Here is a 21,802-nt window from a genome sequence, read left to right on the forward strand (position 1 = left end):
GACCATACACCTCGATGGCCACCTGAGATTACACCGAAGACGGCGCTGAATTTACACCACGTCCGTGGACGCTACCTTCCTTATCTCACATCGCCTGACGAACATCCGTTCGATAGGGCGCTCTGTCGGCGTGTGCCGACAATTCTGAAGGAGCCATTCATGCCCGCAAAATTCCAGATCGCCGATGTGCGGTTCTTTCCGTGCGCCTCGGCGACAGAGATCGAAAACAGACTTCTGGAGGCGTTTGAGAGGTTTCGGCGCAAGTCTCTTGGGATCAGTGAACAGCAGTTCTATGAACTCGAGAAGGGAGGGGAATGGGCCGAGATCATGGATCTGATCTGCCCGAACCAGAAGCAAACAGCCAGAATGCGTCGACGTGCGCACAGGCTCCTGGATATCCGAGAGCGGGCGTCCGGCATGGGCCATCTCGGCCAGACCGAACGCAAGCGGCTTTCGAGTCTGCGGGGCGGGGTGCGGCTTGTTCAGCTTGAGCGCGAACACCGCGCCGATGAGATCGCGGCGGCGCTGCATGCCGAGATGCCGTGGATGGACAGGGCGACGAGCTTTGTTTGGGATGCCCTGCGCGCGAACCTGCGCTCGGGGGCTGCGACCGTGCGTCTGCCTCCTATGCTGCTGAGCGGTCCGCCGGGCGTTGGCAAGAGCTACTGGGCGCGGAGTCTGGCGGCCTTGATCGGTGCGCCCTTGGAACTCATCGATGCCGGGAATGAGCCCGCAGGGTTTGCGGTGGCAGGAAGCCAGAAAGGATGGGCGACAGCGCAGCCGGGTCGGCCCATCGAGCTGATCCGGCGCCAGCATATCGGCAATCCGATCAGTTCTTGGGTGTTTGCATCATGACCGTCTTGATCCGTTCTGCGATCGCATCGCTGCCAATCGGGGATGGATGCATCCGATCCTTGCTCATGTAGCTTTCCTCTCCGGAGGGAACGAGATCGGCCAGTGAAATAAATATTACATTAGGATCAAGTGCAGCCATACGTTCCGCGCGGCGGTCCATCTCGTCGCCTGTCGGGCCGCAATGCTCTACTGGGCTATCAAAGCCATTGGATCGCAGATACCCAACATAAACCACCCGAGCACCGGTAGCGCGTATTCTCGCTACCGTCGCAGGAATCGCGCCGCTTCGTCCGTCCGATGAGAAAAGACGATCAATCATCGGGCCGCAACCGTTACATCCGCAGCCAAACAAGATATCGTTGCCGCCACCATTCAGCACCACCCAATCGTAGCCGTTATCTCGAAACTGGGCTGGCACGGAGATAGGCAGGTAGTATCCTGCCCCAACGATGGAACGATTGATGACCGGAGTTCCAAGCTTTTGCTCGAGCGCGCTTCCCACATCTTTACCTGAGAGGCGGTTTACCGCGAGCAAGGAGTCTCCCATCACGAGGACATTTGCGTCGTTGGGGGCAGTCACGCCACAGCCACAGATCAACAGAGTTAGCATTGCTAAAATTACACGGATCATTCTGACCTCGAGAGTGCGTGCTTTTGGGTAGTCTCCTTTGGCTTCATCTAGAAAGGTTTAATTTCTCTCTTGATCGTTGGTCAAACTGGAAAAACGTGATGGATTTGTTGTGAGATTCCAAGGCGTCGGAGCTGTTGCGACTGTGACCTCGCCAGAAAGCCGCGCTTCCGTTGATAGATTGTGCATGCCGATCAATAGCCTCGCACAAAGACAACAGGCACGTTGAAACAAAGATTCCGTTCAGAACAGATGACGGACATCTTCGTTTTCAGGCGCAGTCTTACGTTTTGGGGATGAACCGTCTCCCTTGCGGAAATGGCATCGCTCTCGCAAAACGTCGTATAATACATATATTTCAATGGGTTGGTGGCGGAGACGAAGGGATTCGAACCCTCGAGACGGTTTCCCGCCTACTCCCTTAGCAGGGGAGCGCCTTCGACCACTCGGCCACGTCTCCGCCGACCCGTATATTCACCAAGTGCCAGACAAACAAGCGCTTTTCTGCGCACCGTGAATAAGTGGTTCTGCCCGTTGGTTTTGCGGCGTTTCCGCCTCGCCAGACGGAGATGGCGCTTTGCTCGGATCGGGTGGCGTTGGTTCGAATCGTCAGGCCGCGATGGTGTCCGCCCCGGCGCTGCCAAGCACCTGCCGCCGCGCCTGTGAAGCGCGACGGTCCGGGTGTGGTGCTGCGCGGGGTCTTAGCTGGCGATCAGATCAGCGAGGTCTTCTTTGCGGGCTTCCTGATAGTGATCGAAGGCGCTCGTGAACCATGCCGTCCCACGCGTCGCGCCGGCCAAAGCTGCGAAGAGCTCATCCTCGGCCGCCATCGGCAGCAAGAGTTGGAAGACATCCCAACCAGCCGCACTCGGATGGGCCTCGAAGCCAAGCACCTGTCCCTTGAGGCCTGACACGAGCGGCACCAGAGCGCCAGAGAATACCGATGGCACATGGATGTCTATCTTCATGATCGGCTGAAGAAGCTGCGTGCCGACTTCGGTCAGCGCCTCGCGGATCGCGTTCTTGCCTGCCGTTCGGAAGGCATAGTCGGAACTGTCGACCGAATGCGTCTTGCCGTCTTTCAGCTCCACCGAGACATCGACCACCGGAAAACCGTTCGGTCCTTCCGCCAGTGCCTCGCGCGCGCCTGCCTCGACCGAGGGGATATAGTTGCGCGGAACCGCGCCGCCTTTCACGCTCTCGGTGAAAGTAAACCCCGCGCCTCGGGCCTCGGGGCGAAGCTCCACGACGACATCTGCGAATTGCCCGGCACCCCCGGTCTGCTTGCGATGGCGATGGTGGATTTCCGCGCCGCGCCGGATCGTTTCGCGCAGCGCGGGCGGAACCGGGGCTTCGGTGACTGCAACGCCGAACTCGTCCACGATCTTCGCAAGGATACGGCGCAGATGGAGCGGGCCTTGCGTGGCGAGCACCGGGTTCCCGGTCTTTTCATCCTGCGAGACACGCAGGCCCGGATCGATCTCTGACAGACGCTCCAGTGCGGTCAGCAGGCGGCTGTCGTCTTTTTCATGTTCGGGCGTAACGATGCGCCGATAGGAGGAGGCATGCACCTGCGCCCAGCCGGGCAGCGGGGCGGACGTGTCGTCGCCGCAGGCGCGCCCGGCCGCAAGCTGATCGGATTTCACGGCCAGACCGATCTGCCCGGCAGCGAGCGTTCCAAGGGGACTCTTGGCGTCGAGATCGGTGATCGCGCCAAGATTGCCACCCGCCAATGTGGTGCCACTGGTAACCGCTCCGTCCATTGCGCGCAGAACCACGACCTTACCCAGATGCTTGATGACATCCGCCAGCGCCCCGACCGCCCGCGTTTCGTCTTCCAGCCGCGCCCGCGCCACCTCGACCGAAGGCGCATCGTGACGCAGTGATTTCATCAGCCGCGTGATGCCATGGCGCGCGCTGGCGGACCCCATGAAACAGGCCACGAGGTCATGGTGCTGAACTGTCTTCGAGGCGATCTCGTAGATCTCCTCGACCATCGGTTGCTTGTCCTCGATCAGCTCTTCCATCAGCGTGTCGTCGAAATCGGCATAGCTCTCAAGGAGGTCCGCGCGCGCCTCTTCCTCGCGGTCCTTCACGCTGTCGGGCATCTCGATCAGCACCGAATGTTTGCCGTCCTCGAATTTCCACGCGCGCTCCGAGACCAGATCGACGAAGCCGGTGATCTTGTCACCGTCGCGGATCGGCACTTCGCGCAGCACGATATGGTGGCGTGAATAGGTTTGCAGCGCCGAGACCACCTCGGAGATGCGGCTTTGCGGGCTGTCGATGCGGTTGATGAAAAGGATACAGGGCACGCCCGCCTCTTCTACCATTCGCAGATAGGGGGCCGAGAGGACGGCCGCATCCGCATCCGCAGGCACGCAGATCACGGCGATATCAGAGGCCGCAAGCGCCGGACCCACCGGGCCGAGGTTTTCCGACCCGCCTGCAATGTCGATGGCTGCCCAATCCTCGCCCATGAAGCCGAAGGTCCGCACCGAGGCGGTGTTCGCCACGGTCAGTGTCTTGCCGGGGCTGCCCTCCAGCGCGGCAAGCGCCTCGACGAGAGTGGTTTTGCCGGAATGGGACGGGCCGAGGACGGTGAAGACACGCATGGCAGTTCTCCTTCGCAATGGTGCGTGAAGTCTAGCGGATTACGCGGCCCGGACCTTGAGCGAAGTCAATCTCCGCGTGCGTCCAAATGGCGTCCAAGCATCGGCTCATTCCTGACATTTTTGTCCTCCATAAGTGAACAAACGGGTGTTTGGGCAGAGACAATGATCGGTTTTGGCAACGAAGCGATGGCCGGGAGGGCGCAGGGCGCGCGCGGGATTTCGGGGCTTTGGACCCTGTTGCCCGCGCTGGTCGTCTTGCTGATCGGCGGTGCGGTTCAAGGGCTGACCTTCCTCAACCATGACGTGGCCTGGGTGCTCAATTCCTCTGAGCGCTTGCTGCACGGGGGCACGTTCGGGCAGGATATCGTCGCGGCCAACCCGCCGCTGATCTGGTGGATTTCGGCGCTGGTGGCGGGGCTCGCGGAACTCATTGGCGTAAGCCCCGAGACCACGCTGCGCGTCGTTGTTCTGCTGATCGCCGCCGGGGTTCTTGCGCTGGTTGAACGCGCGCTCGCGCCGCGCATGGGGCATGTCGCGCGCGCTGGCTTCCTTCTGATGCTGGCATTGCTCGTCACGCTGGGCGTGCATCGCGATTTCGCGCAGCGTGAGCATCTGGCGGTGCTGCTTTGCCTGCCATGGCTGCTGGTCGCGGCGCGTCGGATTGAGGGTGAGGACGTTGGACCTTGGGGCGCGGCGCTGGCCGGAATTGCCGCCGGGATCGGTATCGCGTTCAAACCGCATTTCCTCGCCGTGCCCGCGCTGGTGTGGCTCTGTCAGGCGCTCAAGGCGCGCAGCCTGCGTCCGGCGTTGCGCATCGAGACGGCGACGCTGCTGATTACCGGGCTGGCCTATATCGGCGCGGTCTGGCTTTTTGCGCGCCCGTGGCTGACCGAGGTGCTGCCGCTCATTTCGGCGCTCTATTGGGGCTTCAGCTACCCGATCCTCGCCGTGCTTCAGGGCAAGATCGTTGTCATCGGTATCGTCTTGGTCGCGCTTCTGGGCGCGGCGGGCGGGCGCTGGCCCGCGCTGGCAAGCGTGATGGCGATGGCGGGGCTTGGCTTTTTCATCGCGGCACTCGCGCAGTCCAAAGGCTATTCCTATCATTTCTACCCGGCGCTGACCTTCGCGCTCATCGCGCTGATGCTGACGGTGTTGACCGATAGTCCCCGCGCTGCGCGGCTGGGCGCGGGTATTGCGCTCGGCCTTGGGCTCGCCTTTGTTGCGGCGCAGGCGCGCCCGACGCTGACGGATCGCTCCATGGCGGGGGCCTATGGCCAGCGCACGCAATGTCTCGTCGATCTGGTGCAGGCACACGCCGCGCCGGGCGAGGGGTTCATGGCTATCTCGACCCATCCCGATCCGGGCTTCCCGACCGCCAATTACAGCGAGCGGCGCTGGGTGGCCGAGACCAATAGCCGCCTGTTCCTGCCCGCCATCGCGCGGCTGCGCGCGAGCGCTGCGCTCACCCCGGATGAATCGCGCCAGCTTGAACTGGCCGAAGCGACCGAACATGCCGCGATGGGGCGTGACATGGGGCAAGCCCCCGCCGTGGTCCTCGTCGATGCCCGTCCCGACCGCCACGCCATTGGTCCGCTCGAGATGGATTTCGTCGCCTTCTACCGCGAAGATCCCGCCTTCGACCGGATCTGGAGCGGTTACACTGAAATTCCGTCCTGCGCGCCGGGCATCCGTGCCTTCGCCTTGAACAAGGATCGCTGAGCCATGCAAATCTCTTCGCTTTCGACCACTGCCGTCGTGATCCCCTGCTACCGCGCCGCGCGCACCATCCGCGCCGTCATTGCCGAGGTGCCCGCCGAGATCACCCGGATCTACTGCGTGAACGATGCCAGCGACGACAATCTCGCCGAGGTGCTGGACGCGCTGTCCCAAGACGATCGCCGCGTGCAGGTGCTCACCCATGCGGTGAATGGCGGCGTGGGCGCGGCCACGGTCACCGGCTACCGCGCGGCAATCGAGGGCGGCGCGCAGATCATCGTCAAGCTCGACAGCGACGGGCAGATGGACCCGCGTCTGATCCCTGCGCTGATCGAACCAATCCTGCGCGGAGAGGCGGATTATGTGAAAGGCAACCGCTTCTTCGACATCCAGAGCGTGCAGAAAATGCCCAAGATGCGGCTGATCGGGAACGCCGGGTTGTCTTTCCTGAGCAAGCTGTCCTCGGGGCTGTGGCATCTCTTCGATCCGACCAACGGCTTCACCGCGATCCATGCCGAGGTCGCGGCCATCCTGCCGCTCGACAAGCTGCACAAGCGCTACTTCTTTGAAAGCGACATGCTGTTCCGGCTGGGCACGGTGCGGGCCGCGGTCTGCGATGTTCCGATGGAAGCCGTTTACGGCGACGAAAAGAGCAACCTGAGCGAGATGGATGCGCTCTTGAAATTCCCCGGCCTGCATTTGCGCAACCTCGGCAAGCGGGTGATCTACAACTACTTCCTGCGCGATTTCAGCACGGCGAGCCTGAGCCTTCTGGCGGGGGTCGTGCTTTTGATGGGGGGTGGTCTATTCGGCATCGCCCACTGGATCGAGAGCGCGCGCACCGGCATCCCGGCGACGGCGGGGACGGTCATGCTCAGCGCCTTCCCGGTGCTGATCGGCGTGCAGCTTTTGCTCAACTTCCTTGGCTATGACGTGACCGCCTCGCAGCGGCCTGCGCTCTATCCGCAGATCCAACGGGTCCGGGTTCTGCGCGCGCGCAAGGCTCCTCCGCAGATCGAGGGCAGCACCGACGAAAGCGCCGCTGCCGAGCCGGTCAAGCGTCAGCGCTAAGGTCGCCTATCCGAGCGATCCCCTCGATCAGGGCCGAGGCCGCCGCGTTCGACAAAAGCAGGATCGGGCGCGCGATCAGCGCGATCCCGGTGGCTTCTGCAAGGGGCAGGCCAAGGAGGGTCAGCACGCCTGCGGCGCCCGCTTCGGCCACGCCCAGCCCCGCGACCGAGAGCGCAAGCGCGCCCGCGATATTCAGCCCTGCCAGCATGACCCATGCCTCCGAAAGGCTCAGCGGATGGCCCGCGGCGCGGAAGCCCGCCATGATCCCGCCCGAGGCGAAGAGCCAGAGCAGGATCGGCAGTAGAACCGGCAAGACGCGGGTGCGAATTGCGGGCCCGGTTGCGGGTGGGGGCGGTGGTGCCCGGCGCAGTTTGCGCAGGAGCGCGGCGATCAGGGTGACGCTCAGGTCTGCGCGATAAAGTGCAGCGGCGGCGAGCGCCGTGCCCAGCAGAACGAAAGGGGGCGCGAGCCCCGCACCGACAAGCCCCGCAGCCCCTAGCCCCAGAACCACAAGCATATCGCGCACCCGCGCCTCGGCGATGAGCCGGGTGGCCGCGCTGGTCGTGAGCCCCGTCATTCGCCCGGCGAGAAGCGGAAAGGCCAGATCGCCCGATCCGGACGGCGCGAGGATGAACACAAGCTGGTGCCGTGCGGCGAGCGTGATCCAGCGCCCAAGCGGCAGATCGTGCGCGGGGGCAGGGGCCATGGCCCTCAGGGCGGCCCCACGCAGCACAAGAACCGCGCCATAGGCAAGGAGCGTCGGGATCAGATAGGCGGGGCGGAGCGCGCTCAGATCAATCGCGGGCAGGTCCGCCACCCAAAGCACGATCCCCAGAAGCAGTGCGCTGATCGCACCCGCCTTGAGATATCGCCGGGCCTCAGAGGTCATAACCGTAGCGCCGCGCAAGCGGGCCGCAGATCGTCCGCACGGCTTGGGCGTCGCGCAGATCGTGACCGGAGGGCGCGGGATTCACCTTTTGCCCGAAGATCGCCGGGTCGATCTCGGACGGGGCCTCAAGGCCCAGCGTGTCGAAGATCGCCGTCAAAGCTGCCGCGCGGCGGTCCGCATCGGGACTAAAGACATCCTCCGCACGCACCACCGCGTAGCGCTCCGCCTGCGGCGCCAGCGCCTCGATCCGGGCGTTGCACCAGTTCCAGCGATGCAGGCTTTTCTCGAAGGGGCTAAGCCCCCGCCAGCCCGGCGGGCGCGGGGACGGGAAGGGCTTGGCGAAGGGGACGAAGTCGATGATGTGGCGGTATTTGCTCGACGCCTTGAACGTGGTCATCGACTGCGCCCATTCGCCCGGATCGCGCACCATATGAACGATGTGCAGCGGGCGGGTCGTATGCGGCAACAGGTCGGTCACCGGACAGAGGAAGGGGTTCAGCTCGATATGCGGGCGGGCGCGGTCGTGTTGTGCCGCCTGATGACGGCGCGCAAAGGCCCGCGTCGCGCCCTTGAGCAGCCCGGTATCGTTACGCAGATTTCCCAGCATCAGCAGGTAGCGCGAGGGCGATGGCTCATGCGTCGCGTCGATCTGTGGGAAGTAGCGCCGGATCAGCTTTTCCATGAACACGGTGCCGGTGCGCCCGGCCGAGAGCACATAAAGCAGTGGCCTGCCGGTCTGCTCGCTTTGCGGTTCCTGTGAAACGCCCATGGCCTGTGTTCTGCCTGCCTCTGATGCTCTTTGCCCGGACCATAACGAGGCGAGGCGCGTGACGGAACAGTTCACCGGTGGGCCGGACGCGCCAAAAGGCGTGACCGTGGCGGTAGGGCCACCGATAGGGGCGTCAGGCGGGCGCGGTGCCGGGCGCCTCCTCGGTGCGTTCGTGCCGATAGAGGCCCAGATCGTTGAGCACGAGAACCATCGCCGGCGTCACGAACAGCGCAAGCAGCGTCGACGCGCTGAGCCCGAACGCCAGGCTCGCCACGATCGGGCGCAAGAATTGCGCCTGCGTGCTTTGCTCCAGAAGCAGCGGCCCAAGCCCCGCAACCGTCGTCAGCGAGGTCAGGAAGATAGCCCGGAACCGGTCGGCTACGGCGGCCTGCGCGCTTTCAAGCAGATCGGCGCCCTCCTCGAACCGTTCCTCGATGAAGGCCACCAGCAGGATCGAGTTGTTCACGACCACCCCCATCAGCGTGGCCAACCCGACGAGGCTCGGCAGCGAGATTTGCAGCCCAAGCGCCATGTGCCCCCAAACCACCCCGATCACCGAAAGCGGGATCGCGACCAGCACCACCACCGGCAGCATGAAGCTACGGAACTGGAAGGCGAGGATCAGATAGACCCCGATCAGCCCGATCACCATGTTGCGCAGAAGCGACGAGCCGGTTTCGGCGGTGTCCTCGGCCTCGCCAAGGATCGAGACGTGCACGTCGGGGCGTTTCTCGGAGAGACCCGGCAGATACTCGGTCTTGAGCGCGACCATCAATTCGCGCGCGTTCGCCACATCGGGATTGATCGAGCCCTGCACGCTGACGGCGCGCTGCCCGTTCACCCGGTTGATCGTGGCGTAACCGCGTGCAAGCGTCACATCGGCCACGGCCGACAGCGGCACCTGCGCGCCGGAATTCGCGCTGATCGGCAGATCGAGGATATCCGCGAGGCCCGCACGAGAGTCGGGGGAAAGACCCACGACCACATCGACGCCACCCAGCCGGTCCTGGAATTCAAGCGCGGTGTCGCCCCGGAAGGCCGCGCGCAATTCGGCGGCGATGGATTGCGCACTCACACCAAGTGCATTGGCTGCCGCAGGGCGGGGCGTGACGATGAACTCTGGCTTGCCGGGCTGCAGGTCGTAGGTCACGTCGCGCACACCTTCGAACTCTCGGAAGAACTTGCGCATCTCTTTGGCCGTGGCGAAGAGGGCATCCAGATCCGGCCCTTGCAGCCGAATGTCGATGGGCTTGCCGCCCGCGCCGCGTTCCTTATCGGTGAAGCGCAGCGCCGCCATGTCGGGCAGGGGGCCGGTCAGCTTCTTCCAGCGGTCGAGGATTTCGGTGACCTCGGTCGTGCGCACGCCTGCGGGCAAGAGTTTCGCGCTGATCGTCGCCATATGCGGTCCGATCTCGGGCGTGTCGGCATTCGACGAATAGGTGATCGTGTAGCTCTGCACGAGGGACTGGCCGTCAGGCTGGTCGGGGCTCAGTTCGTCGTTCATCTGCTCAAGCGCGGCTGTCACCTTGGCGACGCGTGCCTCGGTGCGGGCCAGCGGCGAGCCCTGCGACAGGAGAAGCCGCGCCTCGACCGTGTCGCTTTCGAGGCTGGGGAAGGACTGATACTTGATGAAGCCGCCCGTGTAAGGCGCGACCGAGAACAGCACGAGCCCAAGCGCCACCCCAAGCGTGAGATACCGCGCACGCAGCGCCTTGCCTGCAAACGGCACGATCACCCGGTCGCGCAGCCGGTCAAAGGCGCCATTTACGGCCCGCGAGACCCGACCGGGCCGCAGATCATGACGCAGCGAGTGGCGCATGTGCGAGGGCAGGATCAGAAAGGCCTCGGCCAAGCTGACAAGCAGCGTCAGCACGAGAACGATCGGGATGTATTTCAACACGCCGCCCACGGCCCCGGTCAGGAAGCCGAGCGGGCCGACGATCATCGCGGTGGTCAGGAAGGAGGCGATGACCCCCGGCGCCACCTGCTTCACGCCGTTGATCGCGGCAACGGCGGGCGACTCTCCATTCTGGCGGCGGCGCACGATGTTCTCGGAGATGACGATACTGTCATCCATCAACAGACCCGTCGCCACCAAGAGCGCAACCATGGTCATCATGTTGATCGTATAGCCCAAAAGCTGCATCGCAAAGATCGCGCCGAGGAACGAGACCGGCAGCCCGAGCGCGACCCAGAAGCTCAGCCGGAAGCCGAAGAACAGCCAAATCACCACAAGCACGAGCAGCAAGCCCTGCGCGCCGTTCTCGGCGATGATGCGCAGCCGGTCGCGGATGTTCGAGGTCGAATCCTGCGAGATCGCAAGCGTGATGCCTGCGGGTGCGTTGGCCTGTGCACGCTCGATCTGGCGGTCGAGCGCGGCCTTGACGCGCAGCGCGTCCTGTGTCGCGGTCTTGCTGACGGCAAGGATCGCGGCGGGGCGGTTGTTGAAGAGCGCCTTTTGCGCGGGATCGCTAAAGGCGGGGCGGATCGTCGCCACATCGCTCAGCAGAACGGTGCCGCCCTCGGCGGTGCCGGCAAGGGGGATACGCGCGAGTTCGGCCGGGCTGCGTTTCTCGCCCAGAAAGCGCAGTGCGGCATCGCCCGCGTTCCCCTCGACGGTGCCTGCGGGCATGTCGAGGCTGTCGCGCCCGATCAGCGCCGCCACGTCCGAGATCTCCAGCCCGAAGCGCTCCAACGCGACCCGGTCGATTTCGACCGTGATTTCGCGGTCGGAAAAGCCCGAAATCTCGACCTGCGTGATCGCGGGGTCTGCGCGCAGGCGTTCGGCCAGATCGTCGGCATAGGCGAGCAGCACGGTGCGGTCTTCAGGGCCGGTCACGGCGACCGACGCGACCGAGGCCACCCGCTCGACGATGCGCGTCACCGGGTCTTCGACCTTGTCCGGGAAACGCGAGATGCCCTCGATGGCGGCTTTCGTGTCATTGTGAAAGCGGGTCATGTCCGCGCCTTCACGCATCTCGGCGGTGATGATCGCCATATTGTCGCGCGACAGGCATGTCAGTTCGACGAGGTTGTCGACACTGCGCAGCGGGTCCTCAGCCACCTGACAGATGCCGCGCTCAACCTCGGCGGGGGCAGCGCCCGGATAGGCCACGCGGATTTCGACCTCGGTCGGGGGCACCAGCGGGAAGGTGTCGCGCTGAAGCATCGGCAGGGCCACGACCCCCAGCAGGATCAGCGCAATCATCAGGATGTTCGCGGCGGTCGCGTGACCGGAGAACAGGCGGATCATTGTGCGCTGTCCTTCTTCTTGCCACCGCCGCCGCCTCCGGTTCCCGCGCCTGCGGCGGCGGGCTGACCCGTCGCTTCGGCCACCAATTGCGCCAGCGTTGCCGCATCTTCCATCGGCTTCACATCCATGCCCGGCACCGCAATCGTCGGATCGGTCACGACAAGCTTGTCGCCCGCAGCCAGACCCGAGGTCACTACCGCCAGATCGCCCATCGTGAAGCCGATACTGACCGGACGTTTCTCCAGCGTGTTGTCGGCACCCACCACGAGGGCGCTGCCTTCGGCCACGGCAGCGCGCGGCACGATCAGCGCGCGGGTTTTCGGCGCGCCGAGCGTCACCTCGACGAACATGTTCCGGCGCAGCGGCGGTCGCGAACCTGCCGCGGCTTGGCTGAGCGGGTCTTCTGCACGCACGACGATGGCGCTCGACTGCGTGCGGGCGTCGATGGCTTCGCCCTGACGGACGACCTCTGCTTTCCAGGTCACATCGTGATCGGCCGCCGGGAGCGAGACACGCGCGTTCAGGTCCAAAACCGTCCCGCCGCCCTCGATCGTGCGTAAGAGCGGGCCGATGCGCCCGATCGGAAACTGCGCGGCAATCTCGACGGCCTCGGTGCCCTCGCCAGACAAGAGCGTCTGACCACGCGCCATGTATTGCCCGATCTCGGCATTGGTTTCGGTGATGCGCAGATCGTAGGGCGCGCGGATTTCCACAAAGCCCAGATCACGCTCCAGCGCGGAGCGCGCGGTGCGCAGGACATTTCGTTCGGCCCCGGTCAGAGCCAGCTGGTTCTCGGCCTCGACCGCCTTGGCGCGCGCCGAGAGTTCCTGCCGACGGGTGGCCTCAAGGCTTGCGGCGGTGGCGACGCCCTGCTGGGTGAGCCGCTCTTGCCGCGCCAGATCGGCTTGGGCCAGTTCAAGATCGGCGCGCGCGATCTCCAGCGAGGCGCGGATCGTCGCTTCCTTGACATCGAGCGAGGCAAGTTGCGCGTCGATTTGCGCGAGGTCGAGCTTCAGATCGCTGTCATCCAGACGCAGCAGGAGCGTCCCTGCCGGGTAAACCTGACCGGGTGCGAGCGCTTCGGCGGTCTCGATGACCTCGCCCTCAACCCGCGCAACGGCACGCCAATCACGCGCCGGCGCGACCGTGCCGTAGCCGGTGACACGCGGGATCAGGTCTTGCTCGGCAAGTGTGATGACGCGCACCGGGGTCGGGGGGCGCGTGGTGGTCTTCGATCCGGGCGCGCCTGCGAGACTATCGGAGAGCACAATGCTTCCGGCTCCGAGCATAACTGGAATGGCAAAGGCGAGCCCACGCAGTGCCGCCGTCTTGAGTGAAGCCATTTGGTCCTCCCGGAGTCGTATTCATATTTTGATATATTTTCCTCGCATCATTGTGGGGGCCATGATTTCGATCAAGGGAAATCTCTTGAGTGGCGATTTGTGCTTTGCATTCGGGAATTTTGCCGGAATATCGCTTTGGCTAAATCTGATAGGAAAATCCTATGATCTCCAAGCTCGAGATGTTTCTCGCTCTCGCCAAAACACGTCATTTTGGCCGTGCGGCTGAAAGTCTGGGGATCACCCAGCCCACGCTGTCCACCGGGATACGCCAGCTTGAAGCGCAGCTTGGGGTGAAACTGGTCGAGCGTGGCGCGCGGTTTGGCGGGCTGACTCCCGAAGGACAACGCGCGCTGGAATGGGCGCGCAAGATTGTCGGTGACACGCGGCGCCTGCGCGAGGAGATGCGCGCGCGCCATGCCGGACTTGCGGGTCATGTACGGCTTGCGGTGATCCCGACGGCGCTCACTTGGGCAGCGCGGCTGACGGCGCGTTTTGCCAAGACCCATCCGAATGTGAGCTTTACGATCCTCTCGCGCTCGTCGGTCGAAATCCTCGGCATGATCGAGAATCTCGATGCCGATCTGGGGATCACGTATCTGGATAACGAACCTCTGGGGCGTGTCACTGCGCGCCCGATCTACCATGAGCATTATGCGCTGGTCTGTCACAAGGACCACCCTTTCGCCCAGCATGACCGAGTGCGCTGGGCCGATGTGGCCGCGCAGCGACTCGCGCTGCTGACGCCGGACATGCAGAACCGCCGGATCATCAATCGCTATTTCATGGAGGCGGGGACTGTGCCGAAGGCGCTGATCGAGTCTAACTCAACCATCGTGCTGGCGCGACAGGTGCTCGAAGGCGATTTCGTGACCGTGCTGCCCGAGGATCTGGCGGGCTTTCTGGTGCAAGGACAGGATTTGCGCATGGTCCCGATCGAGGGCAGCGGAGCGGGTCCCAGCGTCGGGCTGATCGCGCTGCATCAGGAGCCTTACACGCCTGTGGTGCAGGCGCTTGTCAGGACGGCGCAGGGATTGGGTGCGGGCAATCGCAAGTGATAGTGATTTCCTATTGCCTGACGGAAATGCAATATTGAAATTGCTATGATGCACGGGCAGTGACGGGGCGATAACCGGGAGGACCACATGCCCAAGGACATGCCGCAGGATATGCTCGAGACGCTGACGCGTCTGATCACGGGCCAGCTTCATCTGGAGGGGCCGCTGTTGCCGATCCTTCAGGCGATTCAGGCCGAGCTGGACCATGTGCCTGAGCAGGCGATTCCGATGATCGCGGATGCGCTGAACATCTCCGCCGCCGAGGTGCATGGCGTGATGAGTTTCTACCATGATTTCCGCAGCGCACCCGCTGGACGGCACATCGTGAAGATCTGTCGGGCCGAGGCTTGTCAGGCAGTGGGTGGTGCTGCGCTGGCCGATGCGGTGCTCGCAGATCTGGGCGTGGCATGGCATGGCACCACCGCAAGCGGCGCAGTGACGGTCGAGCCGGTTTACTGTCTGGGTCTTTGCGCGTGCGGTCCGGCGGCGATGATCGACGAGCGTCCGGTCGGGCGCATCGACGCGGCAGGGCTCAAACGCATGATCGCGGAGTTGGACCAATGAAGATTTATCTTTCCCAGGACAGCGCGGCCAAAGCGCTGGGCGCCGAAGAGGTCGCCGCCGCGATCCGCACCGAGGCAGAGGCGCGCGGTCAGGAGATTACGCTGGTCCGCACCGGCTCACGCGGGATGATCTGGCTTGAGCCGCTGGTCGAGATCGAGCGCGAAGGCATCCGTATTGGCTATGGCCCGATGACTGCGGACGGGGTGTCGGGGCTCTTCGACGGCTCGGCCCCCGATCTTGGTCCGGTCGAGGATATTCCCTTCTTCGCGGCGCAAACGCGGCTGACCTTCGCCCGTGTCGGGCGTATCGACCCGCTCGATCTGGCGGCCTACGAGGCCGAGGGCGGACTCTCGGGTCTGCGCCGGGCGCTTGAGATGACGCCTGAGGCTATCGTCGAAGAGGTCAAGGCGTCCGGTTTGCGCGGTCGTGGCGGCGCGGGTTTCCCGACCGGGATCAAATGGGACACGGTCCGTCAGGCCGAGGGCGCGCGCAAATATATCGTGTGCAACGCCGATGAGGGCGACAGCGGCACCTTCGCCGACCGGATGCTGATCGAGGGCGACCCGATGGCGCTTATTGAGGGGATGGTGATTGCGGGGCTGGCGGTCGGTGCGACCAAGGGCTTCGTCTACCTGCGTTCGGAATACCCGGACGCCATTGCCGTGCTGCGCGCGGCCATCGCGCGGGCGGAGGGCGCGGGCATTCTGGGCGATGTGATGGGCTCGGGCCGGCAGTTCGATCTCGAGGTGCGCGTCGGCGCGGGGGCCTATGTCTGCGGCGAGGAGACCTCGCTTCTGAACTCGATCGAGGGCAAGCGCGCGGTGGTGCGCGCCAAGCCCCCGCTCCCTGCCATCGAGGGCCTGTTTGGCCGTCCGACCGTGGTCAACAACGTGCTGTCCCTCGCCACGATCCCGGTGATCTTCGAGAAGGGCGCGGGCCATTACGCGGGCTTCGGGTTGGGCCGGTCACTGGGCACGATGCCGATCCAGATTGCGGGCAATGTGCGTTTCGGCGGGCTTTTCGAGACCGCCTTTGGCATGCCGCTTGGTCGGCTTGTTGAAGAGATCGCGGGCGGCACCGCGTCGGGACGCCCGGTCAAGGCGGTGCAGGTCGGCGGCCCCTTGGGCGCCTATCTTACGCCCGGCCAGTTCGACACGCCCTTCGGTTACGAAGAGTTCGACCGCGAGGGCGCGCTGATCGGTCATGCGGGCATCGTGGTCTTTGACGAGAGCGCCGACATGCGCGCGATGGCGCGGTTCGCGATGGAGTTCTGCGCGGTCGAGAGCTGTGGCAAATGCACGCCCTGCCGGATCGGCGCGGTGCGCGGCGTCGAGGTGATCGACCGGATCGGCGCGGGCGATGCGAGCGCCGTGCCGATTCTGCGCGATCTGTGCGAGGTGATGCGCGATGGCTCGCTCTGCGCGCTGGGCGGCTTCACCCCTTATCCGGTGCTTTCGGCGCTGGATCATTTCCCCGAAGAATTCGGTCAGCAACGGGAGGCGGCGGAATGAAGGACTTCATTATCCCCTGGGAGATGCGCGACAAGGGCACGCCCGCTAAAACGGGCGCACCCGTTACGCTGACCATCGACGGGATCGCGGTCACCGTTCCCGAAGGCACGAGCGTCATGCGCGCCGCCTCGGAAGCTGGCATCCAGGTGCCGAAACTCTGCGCCACCGACAGCGTCGAGGCGTTCGGCTCCTGCCGTTTGTGCGTGGTCGAAATCGAGGGGCGGCGCGGCACGCCCGCCTCATGCACGACCCCGGTGGCTCCGGGTATGGTGGTGCATACGCAAAACGACAAGCTGCGGCGCCTGCGCCGGGGCGTGATGGAGCTGTATATCTCCGACCACCCGCTCGACTGTCTGACCTGCGCGGCCAATGGCGATTGCGAGTTGCAGGACATGGCAGGCGCGGTCGGCCTGCGCGATGTGCGCTACGAGCCGCAAGCGACCCATTTCGAGACCCGCTCGGGCGAGGCGCCCAATGCGCGCTATATCCCCAAGGACGAGAGCAACCCCTATTTCACATATGATCCGTCGAAATGCATCGTCTGCTCGCGCTGCGTGCGGGCCTGCGAAGAGGTGCAGGGGACCTTCGCGCTCACCATTCAGGGGCGAGGCTTTGACAGCCGCGTGTCTGCGGGCATGGCGGGGCAGGATTTCCTGTCGTCCGACTGCGTGAGCTGTGGTGCCTGCGTGCAGGCCTGCCCGACGGCGACGCTTCAGGAGAAATCCGTGATCGACCTTGGCACGCCCACGCGCTCGGTCGTGACCACCTGTGCCTATTGCGGCGTCGGCTGTTCGTTCCGCGCCGAGATCAATGGCGACCAACTCGTCCGCATGGTCCCCCACAAGGGCGGCGAAGCGAACCGGGGTCATTCCTGTGTCAAAGGCCGGTTTGCCTATGGTTACGCGACCCACCCGGATCGTATCCTCAAGCCGATGATCCGCGAGCGGATCGAGGACCCGTGGCGCGAAGTGTCGTGGGAGGAGGCGTTGAGTTTCGCCGCTGGGCGTCTGCGCGCGGCGCAAGAGAAGCACGGGCCGCGTTCGATCGGCGTGATCACCTCGTCGCGCTGCACCAACGAGGAAACCTTCCTCGTGCAGAAACTGACCCGCGCGGTTTTCGGCAACAACAACACCGATACCTGCGCGCGGGTTTGCCACTCGCCCACCGGCTACGGTCTGGGCCAGACCTTCGGCACGTCTGCGGGCACGCAGGATTTCGACAGCGTCGAGCACACCGACGTGGTGATCGTGATCGGGGCCAACCCGACCGACGGACACCCGGTCTTTGGGAGCCGGTTGAAGAAGCGGCTGCGCGCGGGCGCCAAGCTCATCGTGATCGACCCGCGCCGGATCGACCTTGTGAAGTCGGCCCATGTTGCGGCCTCGCATCATCTTGCGCTCCGTCCCGGCACCAACGTGGCCGTGGTCAGCGCGCTCGCCCATGTGATCGTGACCGAGGGACTCGCGGACGAGGCCTTCATCCGCGAGCGCTGCGACTGGGACGACTATCAACACTATGTCGAGTTCATCCGCGATCCGCGTCACGCGCCGGAGGCGACCGAGGCGCTGACCGGGGTTCCGGCGGCGGAACTGCGCGCGGCGGCCCGGCTTTTTGCGACCGGCGGCAACGGTGCGATCTATTACGGTCTGGGCGTGACCGAGCACAGTCAGGGCTCGACCACCGTGATGGGCATCGCCAACCTCGCCATGCTGACCGGCAATATCGGGCGCAAGGGCGTGGGCGTGAACCCGCTGCGCGGCCAGAACAACGTGCAGGGGTCCTGCGACATGGGGTCCTTCCCGCATGAGCTTCCGGGCTATCGCCATGTGAAGAACGCCGATGTGCGCGCGATCTTCGAGGCGGCCTGGGGCGTCAGCATCGACCCTGAGCCGGGCCTGCGGATTCCCAACATGCTCGACGCGGCGGTCGAGGGGACGTTCAAGGGCATCTACATTCAGGGGGAGGATATCCTGCAATCGGACCCCGACACGAAACATGTCGCGGCAGGTCTGGCGGCGATGGATTGCGTCGTCGTGCATGACCTCTTCCTCAACGAGACTGCCAACTACGCCCATGTGTTCCTGCCGGGTTCGACCTTCCTCGAGAAAGACGGGACCTTCACCAATGCCGAGCGCCGGATCAACCGCGTGCGTCGTGTGATGACGCCGCTCAACGGAATGGCGGACTGGGAAGTGACGCAGGCGCTTGCCAATGCGATGGGGGCGAACTGGTCCTATGGGCATCCGTCCGAGATCATGGCCGAGATCGCGGCCACCACGCCGAGCTTTGCCCGCGTGACCTATGATTTGCTGGAGGAGAAAGGCTCGGTCCAATGGCCCTGCAACGACGCGGCTCCGGACGGCACGCCGCTGATGCATGTGGACGGGTTCGTGCGCGGCAAGGGGCGGTTCATCGTCACCGAATATGTCGCCACCGACGAGCGCACCGGCCCGCGCTTCCCGCTGCTTCTGACGACCGGGCGCATCCTTTCGCAGTATAACGTGGGCGCGCAGACACGGCGCACGGAGAACACGGCGTGGCATGACGAAGACGTGCTGGAAATCCACCCGCATGACGCCGAGAACCGCGGTCTGCATGACGGCGACTGGGTCCGGCTGGCGTCGCGCGCGGGCGAGACGACGCTGCGCGCGCAGATCACCGACCGGGTCAGCCCCGGCGTGGTCTACACGACCTTCCACCACCCCGACACGCAGGCCAACGTGGTCACCACCGACTATTCCGACTGGGCGACGAACTGCCCGGAATACAAGGTGACGGCGGTGCAGGTGAGCGCGTCGAACGGGCCGAGCGAATGGCAGGAAGACTACGCCGCCCAAGCGGCGCTTGCGCGCCGGATCGAGGCCGCGGAATGAGCGAGATGCCGCATCCGACTGTGGCCGAGGTCACAGGGCTCGCGCTGCGGCGCGGGCAGGGGCGGCATGTGGCGCGGGCCCTGCCCGAAGAGGTGCCGGTGGCGGTTGTCTGCAACGGCACAACGCAGGCGGTGATGATGGCGAGCCCCGCCGATCTCGAAGATTTCGCGCTGGGTTTTGCCTTGAGCGAAGGGTTCATCACGGATCCCGCCCAGATCGAGCGCTTGGAAATCGCGGATCACGCGCAAGGGATCGAGGCGCGGCTCTGGCTCGATGCCGAGCGTGCCGAGGCGCTGGCCGCGCGTCGGCGTGCGATGGCCGGGCCGGTTGGCTGCGGGTTGTGCGGAATCGACAGTCTGGATCAGGCCACGCGGCCTTTGCCGCATCTCCCGGCACCGGGCTGGACGATGACGCCGACGGCGCTTCTGGGGGCAGCCGAGGCGCTGCGCGCCCATCAGCCGATCCACGACCGGACGCTGGGCGTTCACGCCGCGGGGTTCGTGGCCCCAGACGGCACGATCCGCCTCGCGCGTGAGGATGTCGGGCGGCACAATGCGCTCGACAAGCTGATCGGGGCCTTGCGGCGCGCAGGGATTGACCCGGCGGGTGGCGCGGTGGTGATGACCTCTCGGCTGTCGATGGAGCTGGTGCAAAAGACGGTGGTCGCGGGGGTGCCCGTGCTGGCTGCGGTCTCGGTGCCCACCGGCTACGCGGTGCGGCTTGCCGAGGCGGCGGGCCTGACTTTGGTAGGATGCGCGCGTGGCGGTGGGCTCGAGGTCTTTACCCATCCCGCGCGGATCGAAACGGGAGAGAACGATGTCGCCTGACAAGATGGTGCGAATGGCCAACCAGATCGCGAAGTTCTTCGCTTCGCAGCCCGAGGCGGCGCGGGTGCCGGGGGTGGCGAACCATATCAATGACTTCTGGGAACCGCGGATGCGCGCGGCGCTGTTGGCCCATATCGCGGCGGGCGGCGAGGGGCTTGATCCTCTGGTGATCGAGGCCTCGGCGCAGCTACACGCCCCGGCCTGAACCGGGGCGCGAATGCCATCCCTCAGGCGGCGCGCATGAAGTTGGCGCGCGGTCCGATCGAGACCCAATTCGTGTCGACCGCGATATCGCCATCGCCCAAACCGTTGAGCGCCAGCGGCGAATTGCCAGCCGCGACCGGGTCGTAGCCATAGATACGCACCCCTTCGACATAGAATTCATGCGCCGGGAACCCGTCGTGATTGCCATGCAGCCGCGCCTCGACCTGTCCGCCATTGGCGCGCAGCAAGAGGCGCAGCCGTGCGTTGATATTGGGCGTCACCGAGGGCAAGAGCGGCAACCCGCCATCGACGTGATAGGTGAACATCGAGTCGTCCGAAATCACGCCATAGACCGCGTCCTGCGTGCCAAACCCGCCGGCCTCTACGCCCAGATTGTCGGGCGTGCGCGGCAGGGTTGCGCGCTCCAGCACGCGTGGGTTCTCGACCGTGTCACGCCACCAGCTTGGTTTACCGGGCACTTCGAGCACGTCCTCCATCGGGTAGCGCTTGCTCTCGCCCCAGCGGGCGGTTGAACTGACGACACGCGCATTCACGCCGCCGCCGCGCAACTGCACCCGCGCGTCAATCTGCGCGCGTGACGTGCCCGAGCCGTGCGAGAAGCTGCGCCCATCCCCCGAGAAGGCGCGCAGGTCCGTGCCGATCCCCGGCAACTCGACCATGATCGCGGGCGAGGGGATGAAGGCGCGGTAGCGCGTATCGAGTTGCAGCGTGGTGGCGGTTTGCGCACGCCCCAGATAGGCGGGCGCTGCGAGCCCGGCCCGGTGCAGGCTGCGCGCCTGAACCGTGCGCGAGCGGGTTTCCCATTCGCCGCGGAAGACCTCGATTGGAGACAGCCCCGCAGAGAGGGAAATCTCGCCGGTGATGCCGATGAACTCGCCCGAGGTCGAGAATATCTCATGGAAGCCGCCGCCGGGGCTGATCGGCTCGGCGGGGTTTTCGACGCCGGCAGTCACGCCCAAGGTGACCGAGCGCCCGTTGAAGGCGGCCAACCCGCCCCGGACGATGGACACTGTGACCGAAGCCGAGGCGGAGGCGACCCAGCCCATCACCGTGCCAAAGCTCGAGAAATAGCCGACGCGGCGCCCTGGTGCGAAGACGATGCCTACCGCCGATCCGCCACCCGCACCAAACCCGACGAGGTAGCCAACCCCGATCGAGATTGCCACGTCCAGCTCGTCGCACAACATAAAGAGCCCGTTGATCCACAGGCCCATCGGCGTCAGGCTGAGCGCATTGATGAAGGCACCCGCCGCGATTTCCGAAGCCTCGGTTGCGGTTGGCATCGTGACTTGTGGCGCCGAAAGCGCGCGCCCGAGGCTTTGGCTCTCGGCGGTTTGGGCCGCGTTGATCTGCTCGATCAGAGCCTGCGCCTGATCGGCTGGAACCCCGCGTGCGATCAGCTTTTGTGCGATCTCCGAGCCGAGATCACCCGACATCGCGCGCCCTTTGCGCAGACTCATGGCCGCGCCACGCCGCCGCGCAAGCGCTGCCGGGGCGGGGGTGTTGGCGGGTGCTGCTATGGGGTGCCGGGGTGCCTGGGCACCCAGTCCGTTGCGGCGGCGCTTGCCGTTCACACGGCTCTGAAGGTCGGTCAGCCTGAGTGCCATT

Annotated in this window: 16 protein-coding genes and 1 tRNA gene; 9 read left to right on the forward strand and 8 right to left on the reverse strand. The window is 65.0% G+C overall.

What is annotated here, in order from left to right; all coding sequences use genetic code 11:
* On the forward strand, positions 1-855 hold an 855-nt coding region (locus P0X85_RS11090), incomplete at its 5' end, for an AAA family ATPase (RefSeq protein ID WP_338030530.1).
* Here P0X85_RS11090 and P0X85_RS11095 read toward each other — a convergent pair.
* The 3 genes from P0X85_RS11095 to P0X85_RS11105 form a co-directional block, all read right to left on the reverse strand.
* Positions 830-1,486, reverse strand: coding sequence for an SGNH/GDSL hydrolase family protein (locus P0X85_RS11095; protein ID WP_275812951.1), 657 nt, complete (start codon positions 1,484-1,486; stop codon positions 830-832). The two genes, P0X85_RS11090 and P0X85_RS11095, sit on opposite strands and share 26 nt — an antisense overlap.
* 367 nt (positions 1,487-1,853) lie before the next feature.
* Positions 1,854-1,943 (reverse strand) — tRNA-Ser (locus P0X85_RS11100).
* A 241-nt stretch (positions 1,944-2,184) separates the two neighbouring features.
* Positions 2,185-4,098, reverse strand: coding sequence for an elongation factor G (locus P0X85_RS11105; RefSeq protein ID WP_275812954.1), 1,914 nt, complete (start codon positions 4,096-4,098; stop codon positions 2,185-2,187).
* 162 nt (positions 4,099-4,260) lie between these two features.
* Between P0X85_RS11105 and P0X85_RS11110 the strand changes: the two genes are divergently transcribed.
* Together P0X85_RS11110 and P0X85_RS11115 are read left to right on the forward strand one after the other, a co-directional pair.
* Positions 4,261-5,817, forward strand: a complete 1,557-nt coding sequence (locus P0X85_RS11110; protein ID WP_275812958.1) for a hypothetical protein — start codon at positions 4,261-4,263, stop codon at positions 5,815-5,817.
* Between the two features lie 3 nt (positions 5,818-5,820).
* Positions 5,821-6,885, forward strand: coding sequence for a glycosyltransferase family 2 protein (locus P0X85_RS11115; protein ID WP_275812961.1), 1,065 nt, complete (start codon positions 5,821-5,823; stop codon positions 6,883-6,885).
* Here P0X85_RS11115 and P0X85_RS11120 read toward each other — a convergent pair.
* The 4 genes from P0X85_RS11120 to P0X85_RS11135 all read right to left on the reverse strand — a co-directional run bounded on the left by P0X85_RS11120 (position 6,869) and on the right by P0X85_RS11135 (position 13,139).
* Positions 6,869-7,774: a lysylphosphatidylglycerol synthase domain-containing protein gene (locus P0X85_RS11120; protein ID WP_275812964.1), complete on the reverse strand. Its 906-nt coding sequence runs from the start codon at positions 7,772-7,774 to the stop codon at positions 6,869-6,871. The two genes, P0X85_RS11115 and P0X85_RS11120, sit on opposite strands and share 17 nt — an antisense overlap.
* Complete coding sequence (locus P0X85_RS11125) at positions 7,764-8,543, reverse strand: hypothetical protein (RefSeq protein ID WP_275812966.1); 780 nt, start codon at positions 8,541-8,543, stop codon at positions 7,764-7,766. The genes P0X85_RS11120 and P0X85_RS11125 overlap by 11 nt, the downstream gene beginning before the upstream one ends.
* A 133-nt stretch (positions 8,544-8,676) precedes the next feature.
* A complete protein-coding gene (locus P0X85_RS11130; RefSeq protein ID WP_275812968.1) occupies positions 8,677-11,796 on the reverse strand; it encodes an efflux RND transporter permease subunit in 3,120 nt (1,039 codons plus the stop codon).
* Positions 11,793-13,139, reverse strand: a complete 1,347-nt coding sequence (locus P0X85_RS11135) for an efflux RND transporter periplasmic adaptor subunit (protein ID WP_275812970.1) — start codon at positions 13,137-13,139, stop codon at positions 11,793-11,795. The genes P0X85_RS11130 and P0X85_RS11135 overlap by 4 nt, the downstream gene beginning before the upstream one ends.
* 161 nt (positions 13,140-13,300) lie before the next feature.
* Between P0X85_RS11135 and P0X85_RS11140 the strand changes: the two genes are divergently transcribed.
* From P0X85_RS11140 to P0X85_RS11165, 6 genes are all read left to right on the forward strand, one after another.
* Complete coding sequence (locus P0X85_RS11140; protein ID WP_275812972.1) at positions 13,301-14,194, forward strand: LysR family transcriptional regulator; 894 nt, start codon at positions 13,301-13,303, stop codon at positions 14,192-14,194.
* Positions 14,195-14,293: 99 nt separating this feature from the next.
* Positions 14,294-14,758, forward strand: coding sequence for a formate dehydrogenase subunit gamma (locus tag P0X85_RS11145; RefSeq protein WP_275813304.1), 465 nt, complete (start codon positions 14,294-14,296; stop codon positions 14,756-14,758).
* Positions 14,755-16,269, forward strand: coding sequence for a formate dehydrogenase beta subunit (locus tag P0X85_RS11150; RefSeq protein WP_275812976.1), 1,515 nt, complete (start codon positions 14,755-14,757; stop codon positions 16,267-16,269). Before P0X85_RS11145 ends, P0X85_RS11150 begins: the two co-directional genes overlap by 4 nt.
* On the forward strand, positions 16,266-19,142 hold the full coding sequence (fdhF, locus tag P0X85_RS11155) for a formate dehydrogenase subunit alpha (RefSeq protein ID WP_275812979.1): 2,877 nt from the start codon (positions 16,266-16,268) through the stop codon (positions 19,140-19,142). Before P0X85_RS11150 ends, fdhF begins: the two co-directional genes overlap by 4 nt.
* Positions 19,139-19,969 carry a formate dehydrogenase accessory sulfurtransferase FdhD gene (gene fdhD / locus P0X85_RS11160; RefSeq protein WP_420851827.1) on the forward strand — a complete coding sequence of 277 codons (831 nt, stop codon included), beginning with the start codon at positions 19,139-19,141 and terminating at the stop codon, positions 19,967-19,969. Before fdhF ends, fdhD begins: the two co-directional genes overlap by 4 nt.
* Entirely contained in the window at positions 19,959-20,174 is a 216-nt protein-coding gene (locus P0X85_RS11165) for a formate dehydrogenase subunit delta (RefSeq protein WP_275812982.1), read from the forward strand. The genes fdhD and P0X85_RS11165 overlap by 11 nt, the downstream gene beginning before the upstream one ends.
* A gap of 22 nt (positions 20,175-20,196) precedes the next feature.
* Here P0X85_RS11165 and P0X85_RS11170 read toward each other — a convergent pair whose 3' ends face one another.
* The gene (locus P0X85_RS11170) at positions 20,197-21,801 is read right to left on the reverse strand and encodes a hypothetical protein (RefSeq protein ID WP_275812985.1); all 1,605 of its coding nucleotides are present in this window, start codon (positions 21,799-21,801) and stop codon (positions 20,197-20,199) included.
* Position 21,802: the final 1 nt, after the last annotated feature.

The organism is Pseudothioclava nitratireducens (assembly GCF_029210495.1).
GTDB lineage: Bacteria > Pseudomonadota > Alphaproteobacteria > Rhodobacterales > Rhodobacteraceae > Pseudothioclava > Pseudothioclava nitratireducens.

Excerpts from the sequence above, each read along its gene's own strand:
- P0X85_RS11095 (WP_275812951.1), bottom strand. The coding sequence starts at position 1,486 with ATGATCCGTGTAATTTTAGCAATGCTAACTCTGTTGATCTGTGGCTGT.
- P0X85_RS11105 (WP_275812954.1), bottom strand. The coding sequence starts at position 4,098 with ATGCGTGTCTTCACCGTCCTCGGCCCGTCCCATTCCGGCAAAACCACT.
- P0X85_RS11110 (WP_275812958.1), top strand. The coding sequence starts at position 4,261 with ATGATCGGTTTTGGCAACGAAGCGATGGCCGGGAGGGCGCAGGGCGCG.
- P0X85_RS11115 (WP_275812961.1), top strand. The coding sequence starts at position 5,821 with ATGCAAATCTCTTCGCTTTCGACCACTGCCGTCGTGATCCCCTGCTAC.
- P0X85_RS11120 (WP_275812964.1), bottom strand. The coding sequence starts at position 7,774 with ATGACCTCTGAGGCCCGGCGATATCTCAAGGCGGGTGCGATCAGCGCA.
- P0X85_RS11125 (WP_275812966.1), bottom strand. The coding sequence starts at position 8,543 with ATGGGCGTTTCACAGGAACCGCAAAGCGAGCAGACCGGCAGGCCACTG.
- P0X85_RS11130 (WP_275812968.1), bottom strand. The coding sequence starts at position 11,796 with ATGATCCGCCTGTTCTCCGGTCACGCGACCGCCGCGAACATCCTGATG.
- P0X85_RS11135 (WP_275812970.1), bottom strand. The coding sequence starts at position 13,139 with ATGGCTTCACTCAAGACGGCGGCACTGCGTGGGCTCGCCTTTGCCATT.
- P0X85_RS11140 (WP_275812972.1), top strand. The coding sequence starts at position 13,301 with ATGATCTCCAAGCTCGAGATGTTTCTCGCTCTCGCCAAAACACGTCAT.
- P0X85_RS11145 (WP_275813304.1), top strand. The coding sequence starts at position 14,294 with ATGCCGCAGGATATGCTCGAGACGCTGACGCGTCTGATCACGGGCCAG.
- P0X85_RS11150 (WP_275812976.1), top strand. The coding sequence starts at position 14,755 with ATGAAGATTTATCTTTCCCAGGACAGCGCGGCCAAAGCGCTGGGCGCC.
- fdhF (WP_275812979.1), top strand. The coding sequence starts at position 16,266 with ATGAAGGACTTCATTATCCCCTGGGAGATGCGCGACAAGGGCACGCCC.
- fdhD (WP_420851827.1), top strand. The coding sequence starts at position 19,139 with ATGAGCGAGATGCCGCATCCGACTGTGGCCGAGGTCACAGGGCTCGCG.
- P0X85_RS11165 (WP_275812982.1), top strand. The coding sequence starts at position 19,959 with ATGTCGCCTGACAAGATGGTGCGAATGGCCAACCAGATCGCGAAGTTC.
- P0X85_RS11170 (WP_275812985.1), bottom strand. The coding sequence starts at position 21,801 with ATGGCACTCAGGCTGACCGACCTTCAGAGCCGTGTGAACGGCAAGCGC.